Raw genomic sequence first — 19,820 nt, 5'->3', positions numbered from 1 at the left:
CTTTTTCCTAAGCTTATTAAAACCAGCCTTTTACCGTCGAAGTGATTCCATTCCATATGTCAGAAAAAAAACCACCAATTCCACGCATCATTAATACAAACCAATTTGCTTTTTCAACCTTTTCACCAGTCACGACATCTACACTTGCCGATTTTTGACCGTCTAGGTAACCAAAATCATTTTTACCACTATACTCAGCGGTTAACGTACCAACTTTTTCACCCTTTTTAACAGGTGCAGTTAATTTACCAGCCTTATTGAGCTTGTCCTTTTCAACATTAAAAACAGGCTTATATAACTTTTCTTCTCCATTTTTGATTACTAACTTTACTGGATCCTTTGTGTACATGCTTACCTTTTTTTCTTTCCCTTTTTCCACTAGCAGTGATTCATGATTTTTAATCTTATATTGCCCTGGGTAAATTTCCTTTACAGAAAAATTAGCAAATGCATAATCCATCATTTTTTTTGTTTCATCAAATCTTGCTTTATAGCCACCTTGACCTTTACCATCCGTTGCATTTAAAACAACTGTTATCACGCGCATTCCATTTTTTTGAGCAGTACCTGTAAAACAGTATCCTGCAAAATCAGTCGTTCCAGTCTTTAAACCATCTACCCCATTGTCCTTAGATCCATACACCAAAGATGGTAACATCCAATTCCAGTTTTCCATTTTAACATCTTCACCAGGACCCGCATGGAATGTTTGTTTTGAAATACTAGAAGTTTTTAATACCTCAGGAAAATCATTAATTAAGTGAAAAGCTAATTTAGCTGTTGCTCTAGCAGACATAATATTTTCATCAGTAGGACCTGATCCTTTAGGGTGCATTCCCATTAAGTCCTTATTATTTAATCCTGTACTATTTACAAATTTATAATCTTTTAATCCAAGCTCTTTTGCTTTTTCATTCATCATCTTGACAAAGTTTTCTTCTGACCCACCAATCGTTTCTGCAATAGCAATTGTTGCTGCATTTGCTGAATAAATAGCCATTGCTTGGTATAAGTCTTTAATTTTATATTTAACATCTTTTCTTAACGGCACATTTGATAGATTTGTATCATGAGATATTTTAAAAGCATAATCACTAACGGTATATTCTTGATCCCATTTTACTTTGCCTTTTTTGATTGAATCCAAAAGGATATATTCTGTCATCATTTTTGACATTGAAGCAATTCCTAGTGCAGTGTCTGGATTTTTTTCATATAATACTTTACCCGTACTTGCTTCAACTAATATAGCTCCGTCTGCATGAATATCTAAAATGTCTTCTGCAGCTAACGCCTTTTGTGGCAATTGAAATATTCCAAACATCAACGAAAAAGCCATTATCATGGCAAATATCTTTTTTACTTTTCTCTTTTCCACTAAGAACCCTCCATCTATTTATGTATACACTTTCGTTATTTTAACATAGTTCTTAACATAATAGTAGACGGAGGATATACCTAACTTAAACAAAAAGTGGCAGGAAATGCACTTTTTTGTGTAAATTCCTACCACTTCTATCAATTTAAACTATATTATCTATATTATGAAAGCGAATAGTTAGGTGCTTCTTTAGTAATTTGGATATCATGTGGATGGCTCTCTCTTAAGCCAGCACCTGTCATTCGAATGAATTGAGCTTCCTCGCGGAGGGCTTTCAGATCTTTAGTCCCACAATAACCCATACCAGATTTTATTCCACCAAGTAATTGGAAAATAACATCAGCAAGTGGCCCTTTATATGGAACACGTCCTTCAATACCTTCAGGAACAAACTTTTTCGCATCTTCTTGGAAGTAACGGTCTTTTGACCCTTGCTCCATCGCAGAGACTGAACCCATTCCACGGTATACTTTAAATCTTCTGCCTTGATACGTTTCTGTTTCACCAGGGCTTTCTGTTGTGCCTGCTAAAAGACTACCAAGCATTACAACATGTCCACCAGATGCAAGCGCCTTAACAATGTCTCCTGAATATTTAATACCACCATCTGCAATGATTGCTTTACCATGCTTTCTTGCCTCAGTCGCACAATCATAGATAGCTGTTATTTGTGGTACTCCTACACCAGCTACCACTCTTGTTGTACAAATTGAACCTGGTCCAATTCCAACCTTAACAATATCTGCCCCTGCTTCAATCAACGCTTTTGTAGCTTCAGCAGTAGCCACATTTCCTGCAATAATATTTAACTTTGGATATTCAGCTCTAATTTTGCTCACAGTGTCTAAAACACCTTTAGAATGCCCGTGAGCCGTATCTATCACAATAACATCTACATTTGCATTCACTAGTGCCTCTACACGTTTCATAGTATCACTAGTTACACCTACAGCAGCACCAACTAAAAGGCGTCCTACATTATCTTTAGCCGAATTAGGAAATTCAATGACCTTTTCAATGTCCTTAATAGTAATAAGTCCCTTTAATACACCATTTTCATCAACTAATGGGAGCTTTTCAATTTTATGCTTTTGAAGAATTTTTTCTGCATCATTCAACGTTGTACCGACAGGAGCAGTTACCAAGTTTTCCTTTGTCATTACATCAGAAATTTTTATCGAGAAATCTTGAATAAAGCGTAAATCACGATTAGTAATTATGCCAACAAGCTTTTGTTCTTCCTCATTATTCACGATAGGCACACCGGAAATTCGGTATTTACCCATTAAATGCTCAGCACTAAATACTTGGTGTTCAGGAGTTAGAAAGAATGGGTCTGTAATAACTCCACTTTCAGAACGTTTTACTTTATCAACATGATCTGCCTGTTGCTCAATACTCATATTTTTATGAATAATGCCTAAACCACCTTGTCTCGCCATTGAAATGGCCATTTCCGCTTCAGTAACAGTATCCATACCTGCGCTAATAATCGGAATATTAAGCTTCAAGGTCTCTGTTAATTCCACTTGTAAATCTACGTCTTTCGGTAAAACTTCAGATTTCGCTGGCACTAACAGTACATCATCAAATGTTAATCCTTCTTTAGAAAATTTTGATTCCCACATTTTTTCATTCCTCCTGCTCCCAAAATATTATTAGTAGGTTATCAATTGGTTAAACTACTGTCAAGGAATTAATAATATGTCCAATTTTTCAAAAAATTCGGAGGTCATTCTTTTGAATAAAGATCTTGTTTGGAAACGGTTAAATTTGTATCAATCTGCAGACATGACACAAAAGCTATTAAATCGTTGCTACAAAAATATGCAGATCGATAATCATGAAATAAAAAGTTATGATAATTGTTATCCTTTTATCTATTTTCTCCAACATGGCGAAATGTATTACTCACAAGCTGAACATGCACCGATTCCAATTAAGCCTGTGCTACTCTTTTATGGCTTAATCCATTTAATAAAGGCTTGTTTATTATCCGTAGATCCCGATTATCCAGAATCTACTTCTGTATTAGCTCATGGAGTTTCTTCCAGAAAGAAAAAAAAGCAACACTATCAGTTTATGAATGATGAAATAAAGATACAGAAGATGGGACTGTGTACTCATTTTTCAAAAAAAATGTTTCACGTGGAACACCTAGAAGGTGAAAAAATTATTATGAAGGATCTATTTTATCAAGTACCAGAATTAGATGATTGTTTCACATTTATTAACGAATGTAACATCATTCATATTCTAAAAAAAAATATAGAATATGCCATTCCTTTATCTATTCTCGATCAATACCATTTAACATTAGACAGTTTCACACGTCTATTAAAAGATAAAAATGCTATATCCATTCAAACGATAAATTATGATAAAGATTATATAATTATTAAAAGTACAAATGAGGATACTCCTTTACTTCCCTTCCGTTTTCATTTAACAAAAAATAGCTTTTGCTTACCCAACAAACAAACGAAATATATGTATTATCCTGAATTAATTATCCATTATTTACTTTTATACAATTTAAGCATGATTGCCCGTTATGAAACCGAATGGTGGTGTGAACTTATAAAAACAACGCCGACTAATGATTATCCATTTATCAGTACTTTTCTATCAATTACAGCAGAGAAAACACCCTATTTAATCTTCAAATATTTACAAAGCAAACTCTAAAGTGCATACAAAAAAGCACAGAGAACAAGCTCTGTGCTTACAATTGCCTGGCAACGTCCTACTCTTGCAGGGGGAGAGCCCCCAACTACCATCGGCGCTAAGAAGCTTAACTTCCGTGTTCGGGATGGGAACGGGTGTGACCTTCTTGCCATAATTACCAGACTATATTTTGTTAAGGGTTTATTCCCTCAAAACTAGATATATAAAGAAGTGTAATAACCTTAAATCAAATTAGGATAAGTCTTCGATCTATTAGTATTCGTCAGCTCCATGTGTCGCCACACTTCCACCTCGAACCTATCAACCTGATCATCTTTCAGGGATCTTATTTAGATAAACTAAGGGAAATCTCATCTTGAGGGGGGCTTCATGCTTAGATGCTTTCAGCACTTATCCCTTCCGCACATAGCTACCCAGCGATGCCTTTGGCAAGACAACTGGTACACCAGCGGTGCGTCCATCCCGGTCCTCTCGTACTAAGGACAGCTCCTCTCAAATTTCCTACGCCCACGACGGATAGGGACCGAACTGTCTCACGACGTTCTGAACCCAGCTCGCGTACCGCTTTAATGGGCGAACAGCCCAACCCTTGGGACCGACTACAGCCCCAGGATGCGATGAGCCGACATCGAGGTGCCAAACCTCCCCGTCGATGTGGACTCTTGGGGGAGATAAGCCTGTTATCCCCGGGGTAGCTTTTATCCGTTGAGCGATGGCCCTTCCATGCGGAACCACCGGATCACTAAGCCCGACTTTCGTCCCTGCTCGACTTGTAGGTCTCGCAGTCAAGCTCCCTTGTGCCTTTACACTCTGCGAATGATTTCCAACCATTCTGAGGGAACCTTTGGGCGCCTCCGTTACCTTTTAGGAGGCGACCGCCCCAGTCAAACTGCCTGCCTGACACTGTCTCCCACCCCGATTCAGGGGTGCGGGTTAGAATTTCAATACAGCCAGGGTAGTATCCCACCGATGCCTCCACCGAAGCTGGCGCTCCGGTTTCAAAGGCTCCTACCTATCCTGTACAAGCTGTACCAAAATTCAATATCAAGCTGCAGTAAAGCTCCACGGGGTCTTTCCGTCCTGTCGCGGGTAACCTGCATCTTCACAGGTACTATAATTTCACCGAGTCTCTCGTTGAGACAGTGCCCAGATCGTTGCGCCTTTCGTGCGGGTCAGAACTTACCTGACAAGGAATTTCGCTACCTTAGGACCGTTATAGTTACGGCCGCCGTTTACTGGGGCTTCAATTCAAAGCTTCGTCTTGCGACTAACCTCTCCTCTTAACCTTCCAGCACCGGGCAGGCGTCAGCCCCTATACTTCGCCTTACGGCTTCGCAGAGACCTGTGTTTTTGCTAAACAGTCGCCTGGGCCTATTCACTGCGGCTCTCTCGGGCTTGCACCCTAACAGAGCACCCCTTCTCCCGAAGTTACGGGGTCATTTTGCCGAGTTCCTTAACGAGAGTTCTCTCGCTCACCTTAGGATTCTCTCCTCGCCTACCTGTGTCGGTTTGCGGTACGGGCACCTTTCACCTCACTAGAGGATTTTCTAGGCAGTGTGGAATCAGGAACTTCGGTACTAAATTTCCCTCGCCATCACAGCTCAAGGTATCTGGTGACGGGATTTGCCTCGTCACCCCTCTAACTGCTTGGACGCACTATTCCAGCAGTGCGCTTACCCTATCCTCCTGCGTCCCCCCATCGTTCAAACGGTGAAGAGGTGGTACAGGAATATCAACCTGTTGTCCATCGCCTACGCCTTTCGGCCTCGGCTTAGGTCCCGACTAACCCTGAGCGGACGAGCCTTCCTCAGGAAACCTTAGGCATTCGGTGGAAGGGATTCTCACCCTTCTTTCGCTACTCATACCGGCATTCTCACTTCTAAGCGCTCCACCAGTCCTTACGGTCTAGCTTCGCAGCCCTTAGAACGCTCTCCTACCACGGACATCATAAGATGTCCATCCACAGCTTCGGTGATACGTTTAGCCCCGGTACATTTTCGGCGCAGAGTCACTCGACCAGTGAGCTATTACGCACTCTTTAAATGGTGGCTGCTTCTAAGCCAACATCCTGGTTGTCTAAGCAACTCCACATCCTTTTCCACTTAACGTATACTTTGGGACCTTAGCTGGTGGTCTGGGCTGTTTCCCTCTTGACTACGGATCTTATCACTCGCAGTCTGACTCCTAAGGATAAGTCATTGGCATTCGGAGTTTGTCTGAATTCGGTAACCCGATGAGGGCCCCTAGTCCAAACAGTGCTCTACCTCCAAGACTCTTACCTTAAGGCTAGCCCTAAAGCTATTTCGGAGAGAACCAGCTATCTCCAAGTTCGATTGGAATTTCTCCGCTACCCACACCTCATCCCCGCACTTTTCAACGTGCGTGGGTTCGGGCCTCCAGTAAGTGTTACCTTACCTTCACCCTGGACATGGGTAGATCACCTGGTTTCGGGTCTACGACCTCATACTTAATCGCCCTATTCAGACTCGCTTTCGCTGCGGCTCCGCCTCTTCAGCTTAACCTTGCATGAAATCGTAACTCGCCGGTTCATTCTACAAAAGGCACGCTATCACTCTGCATAAAGCATAGAGCTCTAACTACTTGTAGGCACACGGTTTCAGGTTCTCTTTCACTCCCCTCCCGGGGTGCTTTTCACCTTTCCCTCACGGTACTGGTTCACTATCGGTCACTAGGGAGTATTTAGCCTTGGGAGATGGTCCTCCCTGCTTCCGACGGGATTTCACGTGTCCCGCCGTACTCAGGATCCACTCTGGAGGGAACGAAGTTTCAACTACAGGGTTGTTACCTTCTTTGACGGGCCTTTCCAGACCTCTTCATCTACTCCGTTCCTTTGTAACTCCGTATAGAGTGTCCTACAACCCCAAGAGGCAAGCCTCTTGGTTTGGGCTTCTTCCGTTTCGCTCGCCGCTACTCAGGAAATCGCAATTGCTTTCTCTTCCTCCGGGTACTTAGATGTTTCAGTTCCCCGGGTCTGCCTTCCTTACTCTATGTATTCAAGCAAGGATACTACCCCATTACGGGCAGTGGGTTCCCCCATTCGGAAATCTCCGGATCAAAGCTCGCTTACAGCTCCCCGAAGCATATCGGTGTTAGTCCCGTCCTTCATCGGCTCCTAGTGCCAAGGCATTCACCGTGCGCCCTTACTAACTTAACCTACGGCCAATGATAAGCTTCGAATCTCTTCGTCAACTCACTCATTCGCATCCTCACGTATGTGTAATACGCTGCGGTGCTCCTTCGTTCGTTTCCTCGATCTTCTCGCTTCTCCTTGCCCTTACAGTTTAAAAACTACTTAATGGATTCATCCATAAAGTGGCGATTCTCGGTTATTACTTGGTTACTTCTTATATTATCTAGTTTTCAAAGAACAATGGTGGAGCCTAGCGGGATCGAACCGCTGACCTCCTGCGTGCAAAGCAGGCGCTCTCCCAGCTGAGCTAAGGCCCCAAAAAATGTTTATATGGTGGGCCTAAATGGACTCGAACCATCGACCTCACGCTTATCAGGCGTGCGCTCTAACCAGCTGAGCTATAGGCCCACATTTATTAGGAAACAAAAGACAATGGATAGATGAACATACCAAAGTCATGTTTTTATTCATGCATATTTTCTTAGAAGGATTGAACCTTCAAAACTGAACAAAACAGAAGACGTCTGAACCACGTAAGTGGTTTTCCATATTCCTTAGAAAGGAGGTGATCCAGCCGCACCTTCCGATACGGCTACCTTGTTACGACTTCACCCCAATCATCTGTCCCACCTTCGGCGGCTGGCTCCAAAAGGTTACCTCACCGACTTCGGGTGTTACAAACTCTCGTGGTGTGACGGGCGGTGTGTACAAGGCCCGGGAACGTATTCACCGCGGCATGCTGATCCGCGATTACTAGCGATTCCGGCTTCATGTAGGCGAGTTGCAGCCTACAATCCGAACTGAGAATGGTTTTATGGGATTGGCTAAACCTCGCGGTCTTGCAGCCCTTTGTACCATCCATTGTAGCACGTGTGTAGCCCAGGTCATAAGGGGCATGATGATTTGACGTCATCCCCACCTTCCTCCGGTTTGTCACCGGCAGTCACCTTAGAGTGCCCAACTAAATGCTGGCAACTAAGGTCAAGGGTTGCGCTCGTTGCGGGACTTAACCCAACATCTCACGACACGAGCTGACGACAACCATGCACCACCTGTCACTCCTGTCCCCGAAGGGAAATCCCTATCTCTAGGGAGGTCAAGAGGATGTCAAGACCTGGTAAGGTTCTTCGCGTTGCTTCGAATTAAACCACATGCTCCACCGCTTGTGCGGGCCCCCGTCAATTCCTTTGAGTTTCAGCCTTGCGGCCGTACTCCCCAGGCGGAGTGCTTAATGCGTTAGCTGCAGCACTAAAGGGCGGAAACCCTCTAACACTTAGCACTCATCGTTTACGGCGTGGACTACCAGGGTATCTAATCCTGTTCGCTCCCCACGCTTTCGCGCCTCAGCGTCAGTTACAGACCAGAGAGTCGCCTTCGCCACTGGTGTTCCTCCACATCTCTACGCATTTCACCGCTACACGTGGAATTCCACTCTCCTCTTCTGCACTCAAGTCTCCCAGTTTCCAATGGCCGCTTGCGGTTGAGCCGCAAGATTTCACATCAGACTTAAGAAACCGCCTGCGCGCGCTTTACGCCCAATAATTCCGGACAACGCTTGCCACCTACGTATTACCGCGGCTGCTGGCACGTAGTTAGCCGTGGCTTTCTGGTTAGGTACCGTCAAGGTACCGCCCTATTCGAACGATACTTGTTCTTCCCTAACAACAGAGTTTTACGATCCGAAAACCTTCATCACTCACGCGGCGTTGCTCCGTCAGACTTTCGTCCATTGCGGAAGATTCCCTACTGCTGCCTCCCGTAGGAGTCTGGGCCGTGTCTCAGTCCCAGTGTGGCCGATCACCCTCTCAAGTCGGCTACGCATCGTCGCCTTGGTGAGCCGTTACCTCACCAACTAGCTAATGCGCCGCGGGTCCATCTGTAAGTGATAGCCGGAGCCATCTTTCAATTCTCCTTCATGCGAAGGAAAAAGTTATCCGGTATTAGCCCCGGTTTCCCGGAGTTATCCCAGTCTTACAGGCAGGTTACCCACGTGTTACTCACCCGTCCGCCGCTAATCATCAGGGAGCAAGCTCCCATCAGATTCGCTCGACTTGCATGTATTAGGCACGCCGCCAGCGTTCGTCCTGAGCCAGGATCAAACTCTCCAAAAAGATGTTTGATATAGCTCTTTATAAATAAAAGTAATTCATTGACGTTTCGTTTTGTTCAGTTTTCAAAGATCAATCACCTTTAAGCGACTTTTATATATTATCATATATATCATTTCAAGTCAATACCTATTTTAATATAATATTTTTTGAAATTTATATAGTTGATATAAAAGACCAACGAATATTATTCTATCAGATATTATTTGCAAACACAATAACTTTTTTTTAAAAGTCCTAAACTTTTTAGAAGGAAGATTTATATTGACTCTTTTCTATAGCTTTATTGTATAGTTAATAAATTTCTTTATATACTTCACAATTGTTTATTTCATCAAGTTTAGGATATTGAAAGGAGCCATTTTATAATCCTTCCTTCTCACAGAGTTATCTGTTTATGAATAAACTTCCTCTATATATATCTCTCTCATCTTTTCAAGATCTATGGATTCACCGTTATTTAACTTTATTAATGGTCTCGTTAATGCATGTTGTTTAGTGAAAAGAACTACCCCTATCTCTCCATTCGATAATCTTACTCTAGTACCAATAGAAAGTTTTGCTGCCATTAATGATAGTGTGTTTAAAACAGATATATCATATTTTCCAAATTCATCTATTTTCATCATTTCTATAGCTTTTAAAGGGGCAATATTTTTTTTATGGGACCGATTAGAAATTAATGCATGAAATACATCAGCTACTGCTACTATTCGGGAAATTGGATAAAACTGATTTCCTTTTATCCCCATTGGGTACCCGCTACCATCTAATCTTTCATGGTGTTGAAATACAGCTAATTTTGTTTCAGGTTTTAGTAGAGGACTATTTTGAATCATTTTTAAGCTTAAATTTGGATGATCTTGAATTTCCTTATTCTCTTCTGATGTGAGGACACCTGATTTGGTAAGGATTTTTGGGGATATCTTTGCCATACCGACATTTGCCAAGCAGCCAGCTAATGCTGTTTGATAGTAAAGACCTTTATCATAGCCCATTTTCTTGGCTATTAATCCGCTAATAATTCCTACTGCAACAGAATGATCATAAATATAGTTATTCTGGTTAGTAGAAAAGTTTTGAGATGAAATAGAAATATTTTTTTCTTCAGCTTTTTCAAGTAATTTATAAAGAAAATCCCTTACATTAGCAATATCAACTGCTGACCCCGATTGCCATTTTTGAAAATCTATTTTGTACTTCGTTACTGCTATTTCAAAATCCTCTCGAAATGATGAATATATTATCTTCTTTTCTTCTTTACTTTCATATACACGCTCTTCATTTTTTTTCTGATCATGTTTCCTTGTCAATCCTTCAATGATCACTTCCGTTTTCAAGAAAGCCTTTAATACTTCTATATGTTCTGGAGTTATCATTGTTTTTTTAGGAATGATTGGTTGTCCAGTCATCCCCATTACATCTTCTGCTAAAACAGCCCCTACACGTAAGTCTTCAATCGTGACTTTCATTCTTCCCACCCCAATTTTTCATTAACTATCTTTTATAAAGACTCTTTTCTCAAACATTGTTGCTATTTAAGCAAAATTTTAACCAATAACTATCGGCTAAAATCCGCTCCACCTTTCATTTCACTGAGAAAAGAGCTTCAAACTCAATAACAATCGTTGAATCCTTTATTGGGTGTAAAAGCACAACTGCCAGCTTTTACAAAGCAACAATCTATACAAAACCCCTTTTTAAATATTTTATCAAAAAAGAGACATCATAGCGATGTCTCTTTACAAAATTTTACTCTTTCTCTTCGTTCTCAATTAATTCGGATGCTTCCTCTGCTGTATCCTCTGCCTCCAAAGTCTCTTCTTCCTTTTCAACCTTTGCCACTGTAGCTACATGTTCATCCTCACCTAACCGAATGAGCTTGACTCCCTGTGTATTTCTTCCTAATTGGGAGATGTCACTTACCGCCATACGAATAAGAACTCCACCAGCTGTTATAAGCATAAGGTCTTCTTCTCCAGTAACTGTTTTTACTGCTATTAAGCCACCATTCTTTTCAGTGATATTACATGTTTTTAAACCTTTACCGCCACGACTTTGAATACGATATTCAGATGCAGTTGTCCGTTTTCCATAACCATTTATGGTTACAATTAGAACATCATTACTCTCATCTAATATTTCCATGCCAACGACTTCATCATCACCAGAAAGAGTAATTCCTTTAACACCAGTTGCTGTTCTACCCATTGAACGAACATCTACCTCTGGGAATCTTATTAACATACCATTTTTGGTGCCTATAATAATATCTCTATCCCCATCTGTAAGTTTTACAGAAATAAGTTCATCTTCTTCACGGAGATGAATGGCAATCAATCCATTTGTACGTATATTGGCAAAATCAGTTAATGGCGTTCGTTTAGAAATTCCTTTTTTGGTTGTAAAGAATAGGAAGCTATCATCAACAAATTCTTCTACACGAATCATTGTGTTAATCCACTCATCTTTTTCGATACCAAGTAGATTAATAATCGGAATCCCTTTTGCTGTTCTGCTAAACTCAGGAATTTCATATCCTTTAGCTCGATATACTTTCCCTTTATTTGTAAAGAACAGGATCGTGTCATGTGTCGAAGTTGTTAATAAATGTTCAACAAAATCATCTTCATTTGTTCCCATCCCTTGAACCCCACGGCCGCCACGCTTTTGGCTTTTGTAGGTTGAAATTGGGAGACGCTTAATATATCCATTATGTGTTAAACTTATCACAATATTTTCCCGTGGAATTAAATCTTCGTCTTCAATTTGTTCGACTCCACCAGAAACAATTTCTGTACGGCGCACGTCATTAAAACGTTCCTTTATTTCTAACAGCTCTTCACGAATGATTTCTAAGACCTTTTCCTCATCCGCTAAAATAGCTCTTAATTCAGCAATCAGCTTGATTAATTCCTGATACTCTTCTTCAATCTTTTCACGTTCTAATCCAGTTAGTCGTTGTAGACGCATATCAAGAATTGCTTGAGCTTGTTTTTCGGATAATGAAAAATTCTCCATTAAACCGTTTCTAGCTATTTCAGTTGTTTGAGATGAACGAATTAAGCTTATAATTTCGTCAATATGATCTAATGCTATACGTAAACCTTCTAAGATGTGTGCACGTGCTTCCGCTTTACGTAATTCAAACTCTGTTCTTCTACGAATAATTACTTTTTGATGCTCTAAATAATGATATAAACACTGTTTTAAATTTAATACTTTTGGTTGCCCTTCCACAAGAGCTAATAAATTTATCCCAAATGTTGTTTGAAGCGCGGTGTGTTTGTACAAATTATTTAAAAGGACATTTGCATTTGCATCTCTTCTAACATCGATAACAACATGCATACCTTGACGATCAGATTGATCACTTAAATCTGTAATTCCATCAATTTTTTTATCTCTTACAAGCTCAGCAATTCTTTCTACAAGCTTAGCTTTATTCACTTGGTAAGGTATTTCTTTAATGATAATCGATTCTTTACCATTCGGTTTTTGTTCTATTTCTACTCGTGCCCGTAGAGTAATGGAACCACGTCCTGTCTCATAAGCACGCCTGATCCCACTTCTACCAACAATTAAACCCGCAGTTGGAAAATCTGGGCCTGGTATATACTCCATTAGTTCTTGAATTGTAATATCTGGATCCTTACTCAAAGCAAGGACACCATCAATTACTTCTCCAAGCTGATGAGGAGGAATATTGGTTGCCATACCTACTGCAATACCCGATGTACCATTTACTAATAAGTTCGGAAATCGAGATGGAAGAACAACCGGTTCTCTTTCTGATCCATCATAGTTGTCCTGATAATCAATCGTATCCTTGTTTAAATCTCGAACTAATTCCATTGATATTTTTGACATCCGTGCTTCGGTATAACGCATAGCAGCTGCAGAGTCACCATCAATAGAACCAAAGTTACCATGTCCATCAACCAACATATATCGATAGCTAAAATCCTGAGCCATACGAACCATCGTTTCGTAAACCGCGGAGTCACCATGTGGATGGTACTTACCAATAACTTCTCCAACGATACGAGCTGATTTTTTATAGGCTTTATCTGATGTCATTCCTAAATCATTCATTGCATAAAGAATCCTTCGATGTACGGGCTTTAACCCATCACGTACATCTGGAAGTGCACGAGAAACGATAACACTCATGGCATAATCCAAGAAGGAAGTACGCATTTCATGACTAATATTTACTTCTTTAATATTTGATTTCGGTGTTTCAGACATACTAGAACCTCCTTTAAGAGAATCAAGCAACCAGTATCAACTGATTGCTTCTTTGTATTTCGCAATTAAATATCGAGATTTTTCACATAAATGGCGTTTTCTTCAATAAAGTTACGACGTGGTTCGACCTTATCCCCCATAAGCATCTCGAATGTTTCATCCGCTCCTATTGCATCCTCTAAACTTACTTGTAGTAATGTACGATTGGTTGGGTCCATCGTTGTTTCCCATAATTGTTCAGGATTCATTTCTCCAAGACCTTTATATCGTTGGATACCAGGCTTTGGTTGCTGCGGCATTTGGCTAAGCATTTCCTCTAATTCTCGATCACTATAAACATATTCTACTCGTTTTCCTTGTGAAATTTTATATAAAGGTGGTTGGGCAATATAAATATACCCTGCCTCTACTATTTGTCTCATATAACGATAGAAAAAGGTTAATAATAAGGTTCTAATATGAGCACCATCGACATCTGCATCTGTCATGATAACTACTTTATGATAACGAGCTTTAGAGATTTCAAAGTCATCACTAATCCCTGTACCGAGTGCGGTAATAATTGTACGAATTTCATTGTTAGACAAAATTTTATCTAAACGTGCCTTTTCAACATTTAGGATTTTACCACGTAATGGCAAAATCGCTTGAAAATGTCTATCTCTTCCTTGTTTGGCTGAACCACCTGCAGAGTCACCCTCTACGATAAATAATTCACTTATTTTAGGATCCTTTGAAGAGCAATCAGCCAATTTTCCAGGTAAACTTGAAACTTCAAGTGCACTTTTTCTTCTAGTAAGTTCACGCGCCTTCTTCGCCGCCAAACGTGCACGTGCAGCCATTAAGCCTTTTTCAACAATCTTTTTAGCAACAGTAGGATTTTCTAGCATAAATTTATCAAAGTGCTCAGAAAAAACCGCATCTGTAATGGTTCTAGCTTCTGAATTTCCTAATTTTGTTTTCGTTTGTCCTTCAAATTGAGGGTCTGGATGCTTAATTGAGATAATAGCTGTTAATCCTTCTCGAACATCTTCACCAGATAAGTTAGAATCATTCTCTTTTATCAATCCATTTTTACGTGCATAATCATTAATTACCCTTGTCAGGGCAGTCTTAAAGCCAAATTCATGTGTTCCGCCTTCGTACGTATGAATATTATTGGCAAATGAATAAATGCTACTAGTAAACCCTTCGTTATATTGAATAGATACCTCTATAGCTATGCCGTCCTTTTCACCTTCAACATAAATAGGCTCTTCATGGATGACCTCTTTCGTTCTGTTTAGATGCTCTACATAGGATTTGATACCACCTTCATAGTGATATTCATTTCTTTTTGTCTCATCTCTTTTATCTTCAATTGTAAGTTTTAACCCTCTGTTTAAAAATGCAAGTTCCCTTACACGAGTAGCTAAAACATCATAATCATAGACAGTTGTTTCTGTAAAAATTACATTATCAGGTTTAAAATGACTCGTTGTTCCTGTATGATCTGTTTCACCAATTATTTTTAAATCAAAACAAGGAACTCCTCGTTCATATTTTTGATAGTGGATTTTCCCATCACGATGAACATATACTTCAAATTCACTAGATAAGGCATTAACAACAGAAGCACCCACACCATGTAGTCCACCAGATACTTTGTATCCTCCGCCGCCAAATTTACCTCCAGCGTGAAGAACTGTATGAATAACCTCAACAGCAGGTCTACCCATTTTTTCATGAATACCTACTGGAATTCCACGTCCATTATCAATAACTTTTATACTATTATCGTTTTCAATAACAATATTTATTTCATCACAAAATCCAGCTAAGGCTTCATCAATACTATTATCTACAATTTCCCAAACTAGATGATGAAGGCCTTTACTACTTGTGGATCCAATATACATACCTGGACGCTTACGAACGGCTTCCAGTCCTTCAAGAACCTGTATCTGATTTTCATCATAGGATTGTCCTTGCACTTGTTCTTGTTCCATTGGCACTTGAATTCACCTACACTTCCAAAATTTATATTAAAAAGAGTTGTTACTTTTCTCTTAACTTAGTCGTTTTACGAGTGTACCTGAGGCTAAAGGGGAGAGATAATGTTGATGATCGGTAATAACTATGGATTTGAAATCACCTTTTGAAAGATTCAGCATCTTTTTCTTTTCGTTCTTCTGTAGAAATTCTTGAAAAATAGCAGAATCAATGACTGATCCTTTATCCAAAATAGCGATTATTTCATCAGTGCGAACCATTACATCTTCCCCTACATGCAAATACATGTTTACACACCTCACTTTATACGTGACATAAATCCCGCCTCAACTGAAAATGTTGAAGCATCCTTTAATGTTTGATGATCAATACCATCAACACTTGTTGTTGTAACAAAGGTTTGAACCTTTCCTTGGATGGTGTTTAATAAATGCGATTGACGGTAATCATCTAATTCAGATAGAACATCATCTAACAGTAAAATTGGATATTCTCCAATTTCTGAATGAATCAACTCAATTTCTGCCAGTTTTAAGGATAATGCAGTCGTTCGTTGTTGCCCTTGCGAACCAAAGGTTTGTACGTCCCGATTATTCACATTAAAAATTAGTTCATCACGATGTGGTCCTATTAGTGTAACTCCCCGCTCAATTTCCCTTTTACGATTTAAGGAAATCTTTTCTTCCATTTCTTTTAATAGGTTTGACGAATCTAAGTCTTCTGATACATTTATTGAAGGTTTATACTGTATTTCCAGCGTTTCAAGTCCCCGGGAAATACCTGTGTGAATTGGTCTTGCCCATTCTTCAAGTAGTCGAATAAACTCAAACCTTTTCTTTATAACCTTTATAGCAATTTGCAAAAACTGTTCAGTTAGAACATCAAGCATCGTTTCGTCTTTTTGCTTTTGCATTTGGAGTTGTTTAAGATAATGATTTCGTTGCTGCAAAATTTTTTGATACTGACTGATATCATGCAAATAGACTGGTGATACTTGACCAATTTCCATATCAATAAAACGACGCCTAACTTGAGGGCTCCCTTTTACTAAATGGAGATCTTCAGGCGCAAACATGACAACATTCATATTACCAACATACTGGCTTAATTTCTGTTGTTCTATATGATTAAATTTTGCTTTTTTCCCCTTTTTGGAAATGATTAATTCTAATGGGATTGAACCATTAAGTTTTTTTATCCTACCTTTTATTTTAGCATATTCTTGATCCCAGCGGATTAAATCTTTATCATTTGATGTCCGATGTGATTTAGCCATTGCTAAAACATAGATAGATTCCATGACATTGGTTTTACCTTGAGCATTCTCGCCAAGGATGACATTTACATTGTTTTCAAAGGAAATAGACAATGTTTCATAGTTACGGTAATTTTTTAGTTCTAATTCTTCAATATGCATTGATTAACATCCTTTACATGTACCCCACATAATCATTTAATGGGAGACAACAAAGATACCGAACTCAGGTATTTCTACACGGTCACCTACAGATAGTTTTCTACCTCTTCTTTGATCTTGTTCTCCATTTACAAATACATCATGTTCACTCAAAAACCATTTAGCCATACCGCCACTTTGAATGATTTCCGCTAATTTTAAAAATTGACCTAAAGTGATTATATCCGTTTCAATTATTACATTTTTTTCCATGTTATCACTCTTTTCCGCTTCAATATTCCCTAATTTATAATTTTACTAAATAAATGAAATTAATACAATGCTCCTAGAATTAGGCTTTTTTATTAGTTATCCACATGTGGATGAATGGAATATATTCTATCCTTCTTACATAAATTGTGGATAGAACAATTAAAAAATTAAGCGACCCTTTTAACTGAGGGCCGCCGTTTTCTATATTGATTATTAGTATGTTCTGACTGGTAAAATTAGTTGTAAAATTGATTCATCATTAATTGGGTGAATAATAAATGGTCTCATTGCACCAGTAAAACTAATTCGAATCTCAAATCCTTCAAGTGCTTTAAGAGCATCCATCATATATTTGGCACTAAAGGATATCTTTAAATCTTCTCCATTAATTGATTCACTTTGAACTTGTTCAATAACGTTACCAACCTCTGGTGTGTTTGATGAAATTTCAATGATACCAGAATTTAAAGTTGTGAGCTTAACTACATTTGGATTTCTCCCTTCTCTTGCTAAAAGGGAGGCACGATCTATAGCTTGTAAAAATTCTTTTGTATTTATCACGAGATCTGTTTTGCTTTCTGTTGGGATTAACCTTGATGTATCAGGATAATTCCCTTCTAACAAGCGGGAGAAAAATAATAAATGTTTAGCTTTAAATAATATTTGATTTTCAGTAATAACAATTTCCACAGGTTCACTTGTATCATCTAAAATTTTATTCAATTCATTTAAACTTTTACCAGGAATAACAATATTGTAGTCTGCATCATTTGTATATTCAATTGCAGCAGAACGCATTGCTAGACGATGACTATCTGTAGCAATACAGGTTAAATTTCCTGAATCTACTTTCCAATTCACCCCAGTTAGAATAGGTCTAGTTTCTGATGTAGATACGGCAAATACCGTTTGTCTTGTAAGATTTTTTAATATATCTGTTGGGATTTTAATTACATTCTCTTCAGATACTTGTGGTAAATGAGGATATTCTTCAGGATCTAAACCATTTAAGTTAAATTCTGACTTTCCTGAACGTATGACTGTTTGTAATTGATTAATGACTTCAATTTCAATTGTATCCATAGGTAATTTTTTAACAATTTCACTAAAAAATTTAGCTTGTAATACAATTCCACCAGGTGTAAAAATCTCAACTAATTGATTTCCATCTTCTTCATTCGGAATAAATGATTCAATTGATACGTCTGAATCACTTCCAGTTAATGTTACACCTTCAGACGTTGCAGTAATTTTTATTCCTGTAAGAATTGGAATCGTTGTTCTTGGACTAATAGCTTTCATTACATCTTGAACACTTTCAATAAGACGATCACGTTGTATCGAGAATTTCATAATGGTCCCCCCGGAATTTATTTTAATCAGAAACTGATAGTATATTAATTATCTTTTAAAAAATCGTAGTAATAGTAATAGGCCCTGTTAATATGTGGATAACTTCAATAATCAAAGGAAAGACAGCCTATCCACATGTGGACAGACTGTGCATATTTCAAGTAAAGTTATTCACATTTTCCCCAAAAAATAATTGGTTAAAACTTTTTCTTATCCTTTTAGTAAACTTTTAATCTCTTGAATTTTTTTCTCAAGCTGAGAATCAGTTAAAAGTAATTTTGATATTTTTTCATGTGCATGTATGACGGTTGTATGATCACGTCCACCAAACTCTTCGCCAATTTTAGGAAGTGATGAATCGGTTAGTTCTCTAGATAAATACATTGCAATTTGACGAGGAAAGGCAACTGATTTAGTACGCTTTTTTGCTTTAAAATCATCTAATTTTACATTGTATTCTTCTCCAACCAATTTTTGAATATCATGAATCGTGATTACTTTAGGTTTTGAACTAGGAATAATATCCTTTAGTGCATCCGCAGCTAAGTCTGCATTGATATCTTTATTGATCAATGAGGAGTAGGCAACTACACGGATTAAAGCACCTTCTAGTTCTCGAATATTTGAATCGATTTGATTAGCAATATAAAGCATAACTTCATTAGGGATATCTAAACCGTCAGCTTTTGCTTTTTTTCGTAAAATAGCAATTCTTGTTTCGAGATCAGGTGGAGTAATATCTGTAATAAGTCCCCATTCAAAGCGTGATCTTAAACGATCCTCTAATGTTGGTATTTCTTTAGGTGGGCGATCACTTGATATAACAATTTGTTTGCTTTCTTCATGTAGGGCATTAAAAGTATGGAAAAATTCTTCTTGAGTTGATTCTTTTCCTGCAAGAAATTGAATATCATCTATTAGGAGAATATCAACATTTCGATATTTATTACGGAAATTTTCCGCTTTGTTATCTCGAATTGAGTTAATAAACTCATTAGTAAATTTTTCTGAGGATAAATATACAACTTTTGCAGATGGATTGTGTTCAATCACATAGTGGCCGATAGCGTGCATTAAATGGGTTTTTCCAAGTCCTACACCCCCATAAATGAAAAAGGGATTATAGGCTTTTGCGGGTGCCTCTGCTACGGCAAGTGATGCAGCATGTGCAAATCGATTCCCTGAACCAATGACAAATGTTTCAAATGTATATTTTGGATTAAGCAT

The 19,820-nt window shown here is 38.8% G+C and carries 11 protein-coding genes, 2 tRNA genes and 3 rRNA genes; 1 reads left to right on the top strand and 15 read right to left on the bottom strand.

What is annotated here, in order from left to right; all coding sequences use genetic code 11:
• Positions 1-16: 16 nt before the first annotated feature.
• On the bottom strand, positions 17-1,378 hold the full coding sequence (locus tag NST63_RS00080) for a serine hydrolase (RefSeq protein WP_436580706.1): 1,362 nt from the start codon (positions 1,376-1,378) through the stop codon (positions 17-19).
• A gap of 164 nt (positions 1,379-1,542) precedes the next feature.
• Positions 1,543-3,009: an IMP dehydrogenase gene (gene guaB, locus NST63_RS00075; protein WP_212946659.1), complete on the bottom strand. Its 1,467-nt coding sequence runs from the start codon at positions 3,007-3,009 to the stop codon at positions 1,543-1,545.
• A gap of 112 nt (positions 3,010-3,121) precedes the next feature.
• Between guaB and NST63_RS00070 the strand changes: the two genes are divergently transcribed.
• The gene (locus NST63_RS00070) at positions 3,122-4,069 is read left to right on the top strand and encodes a YaaC family protein (protein ID WP_242598378.1); all 948 of its coding nucleotides are present in this window, start codon (positions 3,122-3,124) and stop codon (positions 4,067-4,069) included.
• Positions 4,070-4,114: 45 nt separating this feature from the next.
• On the opposite strand, the gene rrf is transcribed toward NST63_RS00070, so the two are convergent.
• From rrf to dnaA, 13 genes are all read right to left on the bottom strand, one after another.
• Positions 4,115-4,231 (bottom strand): 5S ribosomal RNA (gene rrf / locus NST63_RS00065).
• 70 nt (positions 4,232-4,301) lie between these two features.
• Positions 4,302-7,244: ribosomal RNA gene (locus NST63_RS00060) — 23S ribosomal RNA — on the bottom strand.
• 217 nt (positions 7,245-7,461) lie between these two features.
• Positions 7,462-7,537, bottom strand: a tRNA-Ala gene (locus NST63_RS00055).
• Positions 7,538-7,551: 14 nt separating this feature from the next.
• Positions 7,552-7,628, bottom strand: a tRNA-Ile gene (locus NST63_RS00050).
• Positions 7,629-7,778: 150 nt separating this feature from the next.
• Positions 7,779-9,331: ribosomal RNA gene (locus NST63_RS00045) — 16S ribosomal RNA — on the bottom strand.
• Together the 16S, 23S and 5S rRNA genes with 2 tRNA genes alongside form the textbook arrangement of a ribosomal RNA operon.
• Before the next feature lie 392 nt (positions 9,332-9,723).
• Positions 9,724-10,800: an HD-GYP domain-containing protein gene (locus NST63_RS00040; protein ID WP_212944897.1), complete on the bottom strand. Its 1,077-nt coding sequence runs from the start codon at positions 10,798-10,800 to the stop codon at positions 9,724-9,726.
• Between the two features lie 280 nt (positions 10,801-11,080).
• On the bottom strand, positions 11,081-13,579 hold the full coding sequence (gyrA, locus tag NST63_RS00035) for a DNA gyrase subunit A (protein WP_212944898.1): 2,499 nt from the start codon (positions 13,577-13,579) through the stop codon (positions 11,081-11,083).
• 65 nt (positions 13,580-13,644) lie between these two features.
• The gene (gyrB, locus tag NST63_RS00030) at positions 13,645-15,567 is read right to left on the bottom strand and encodes a DNA topoisomerase (ATP-hydrolyzing) subunit B (RefSeq protein WP_212944899.1); all 1,923 of its coding nucleotides are present in this window, start codon (positions 15,565-15,567) and stop codon (positions 13,645-13,647) included.
• Positions 15,568-15,627: 60 nt separating this feature from the next.
• Positions 15,628-15,858 carry an extracellular matrix regulator RemB gene (remB, locus tag NST63_RS00025; RefSeq protein WP_058006879.1) on the bottom strand — a complete coding sequence of 77 codons (231 nt, stop codon included), beginning with the start codon at positions 15,856-15,858 and terminating at the stop codon, positions 15,628-15,630.
• An 11-nt stretch (positions 15,859-15,869) separates the two neighbouring features.
• Complete coding sequence (gene recF, locus NST63_RS00020) at positions 15,870-16,988, bottom strand: DNA replication/repair protein RecF (RefSeq protein WP_071975490.1); 1,119 nt, start codon at positions 16,986-16,988, stop codon at positions 15,870-15,872.
• 36 nt (positions 16,989-17,024) lie between these two features.
• The gene (gene yaaA, locus NST63_RS00015) at positions 17,025-17,240 is read right to left on the bottom strand and encodes a S4 domain-containing protein YaaA (protein ID WP_212944901.1); all 216 of its coding nucleotides are present in this window, start codon (positions 17,238-17,240) and stop codon (positions 17,025-17,027) included.
• 213 nt (positions 17,241-17,453) lie between these two features.
• Positions 17,454-18,593 (bottom strand): DNA polymerase III subunit beta, encoded by a 1,140-nt coding sequence (dnaN, locus tag NST63_RS00010; RefSeq protein ID WP_341040908.1) that lies wholly within the window; start codon positions 18,591-18,593, stop codon positions 17,454-17,456.
• 210 nt (positions 18,594-18,803) lie between these two features.
• Positions 18,804-19,820: chromosomal replication initiator protein DnaA (gene dnaA, locus NST63_RS00005; protein ID WP_341040906.1), on the bottom strand; the 1,017-nt coding region annotated here is incomplete at its 5' end.

This window comes from Heyndrickxia sp. FSL W8-0496 (assembly GCF_038007825.1).
Classification (GTDB): domain Bacteria; phylum Bacillota; class Bacilli; order Bacillales; family Bacillaceae_C; genus Heyndrickxia; species Heyndrickxia oleronia.
The sequence above is the reverse complement of the archived record's forward strand: the minus strand, read 5'-3'. Positions and strand labels throughout refer to the sequence as shown.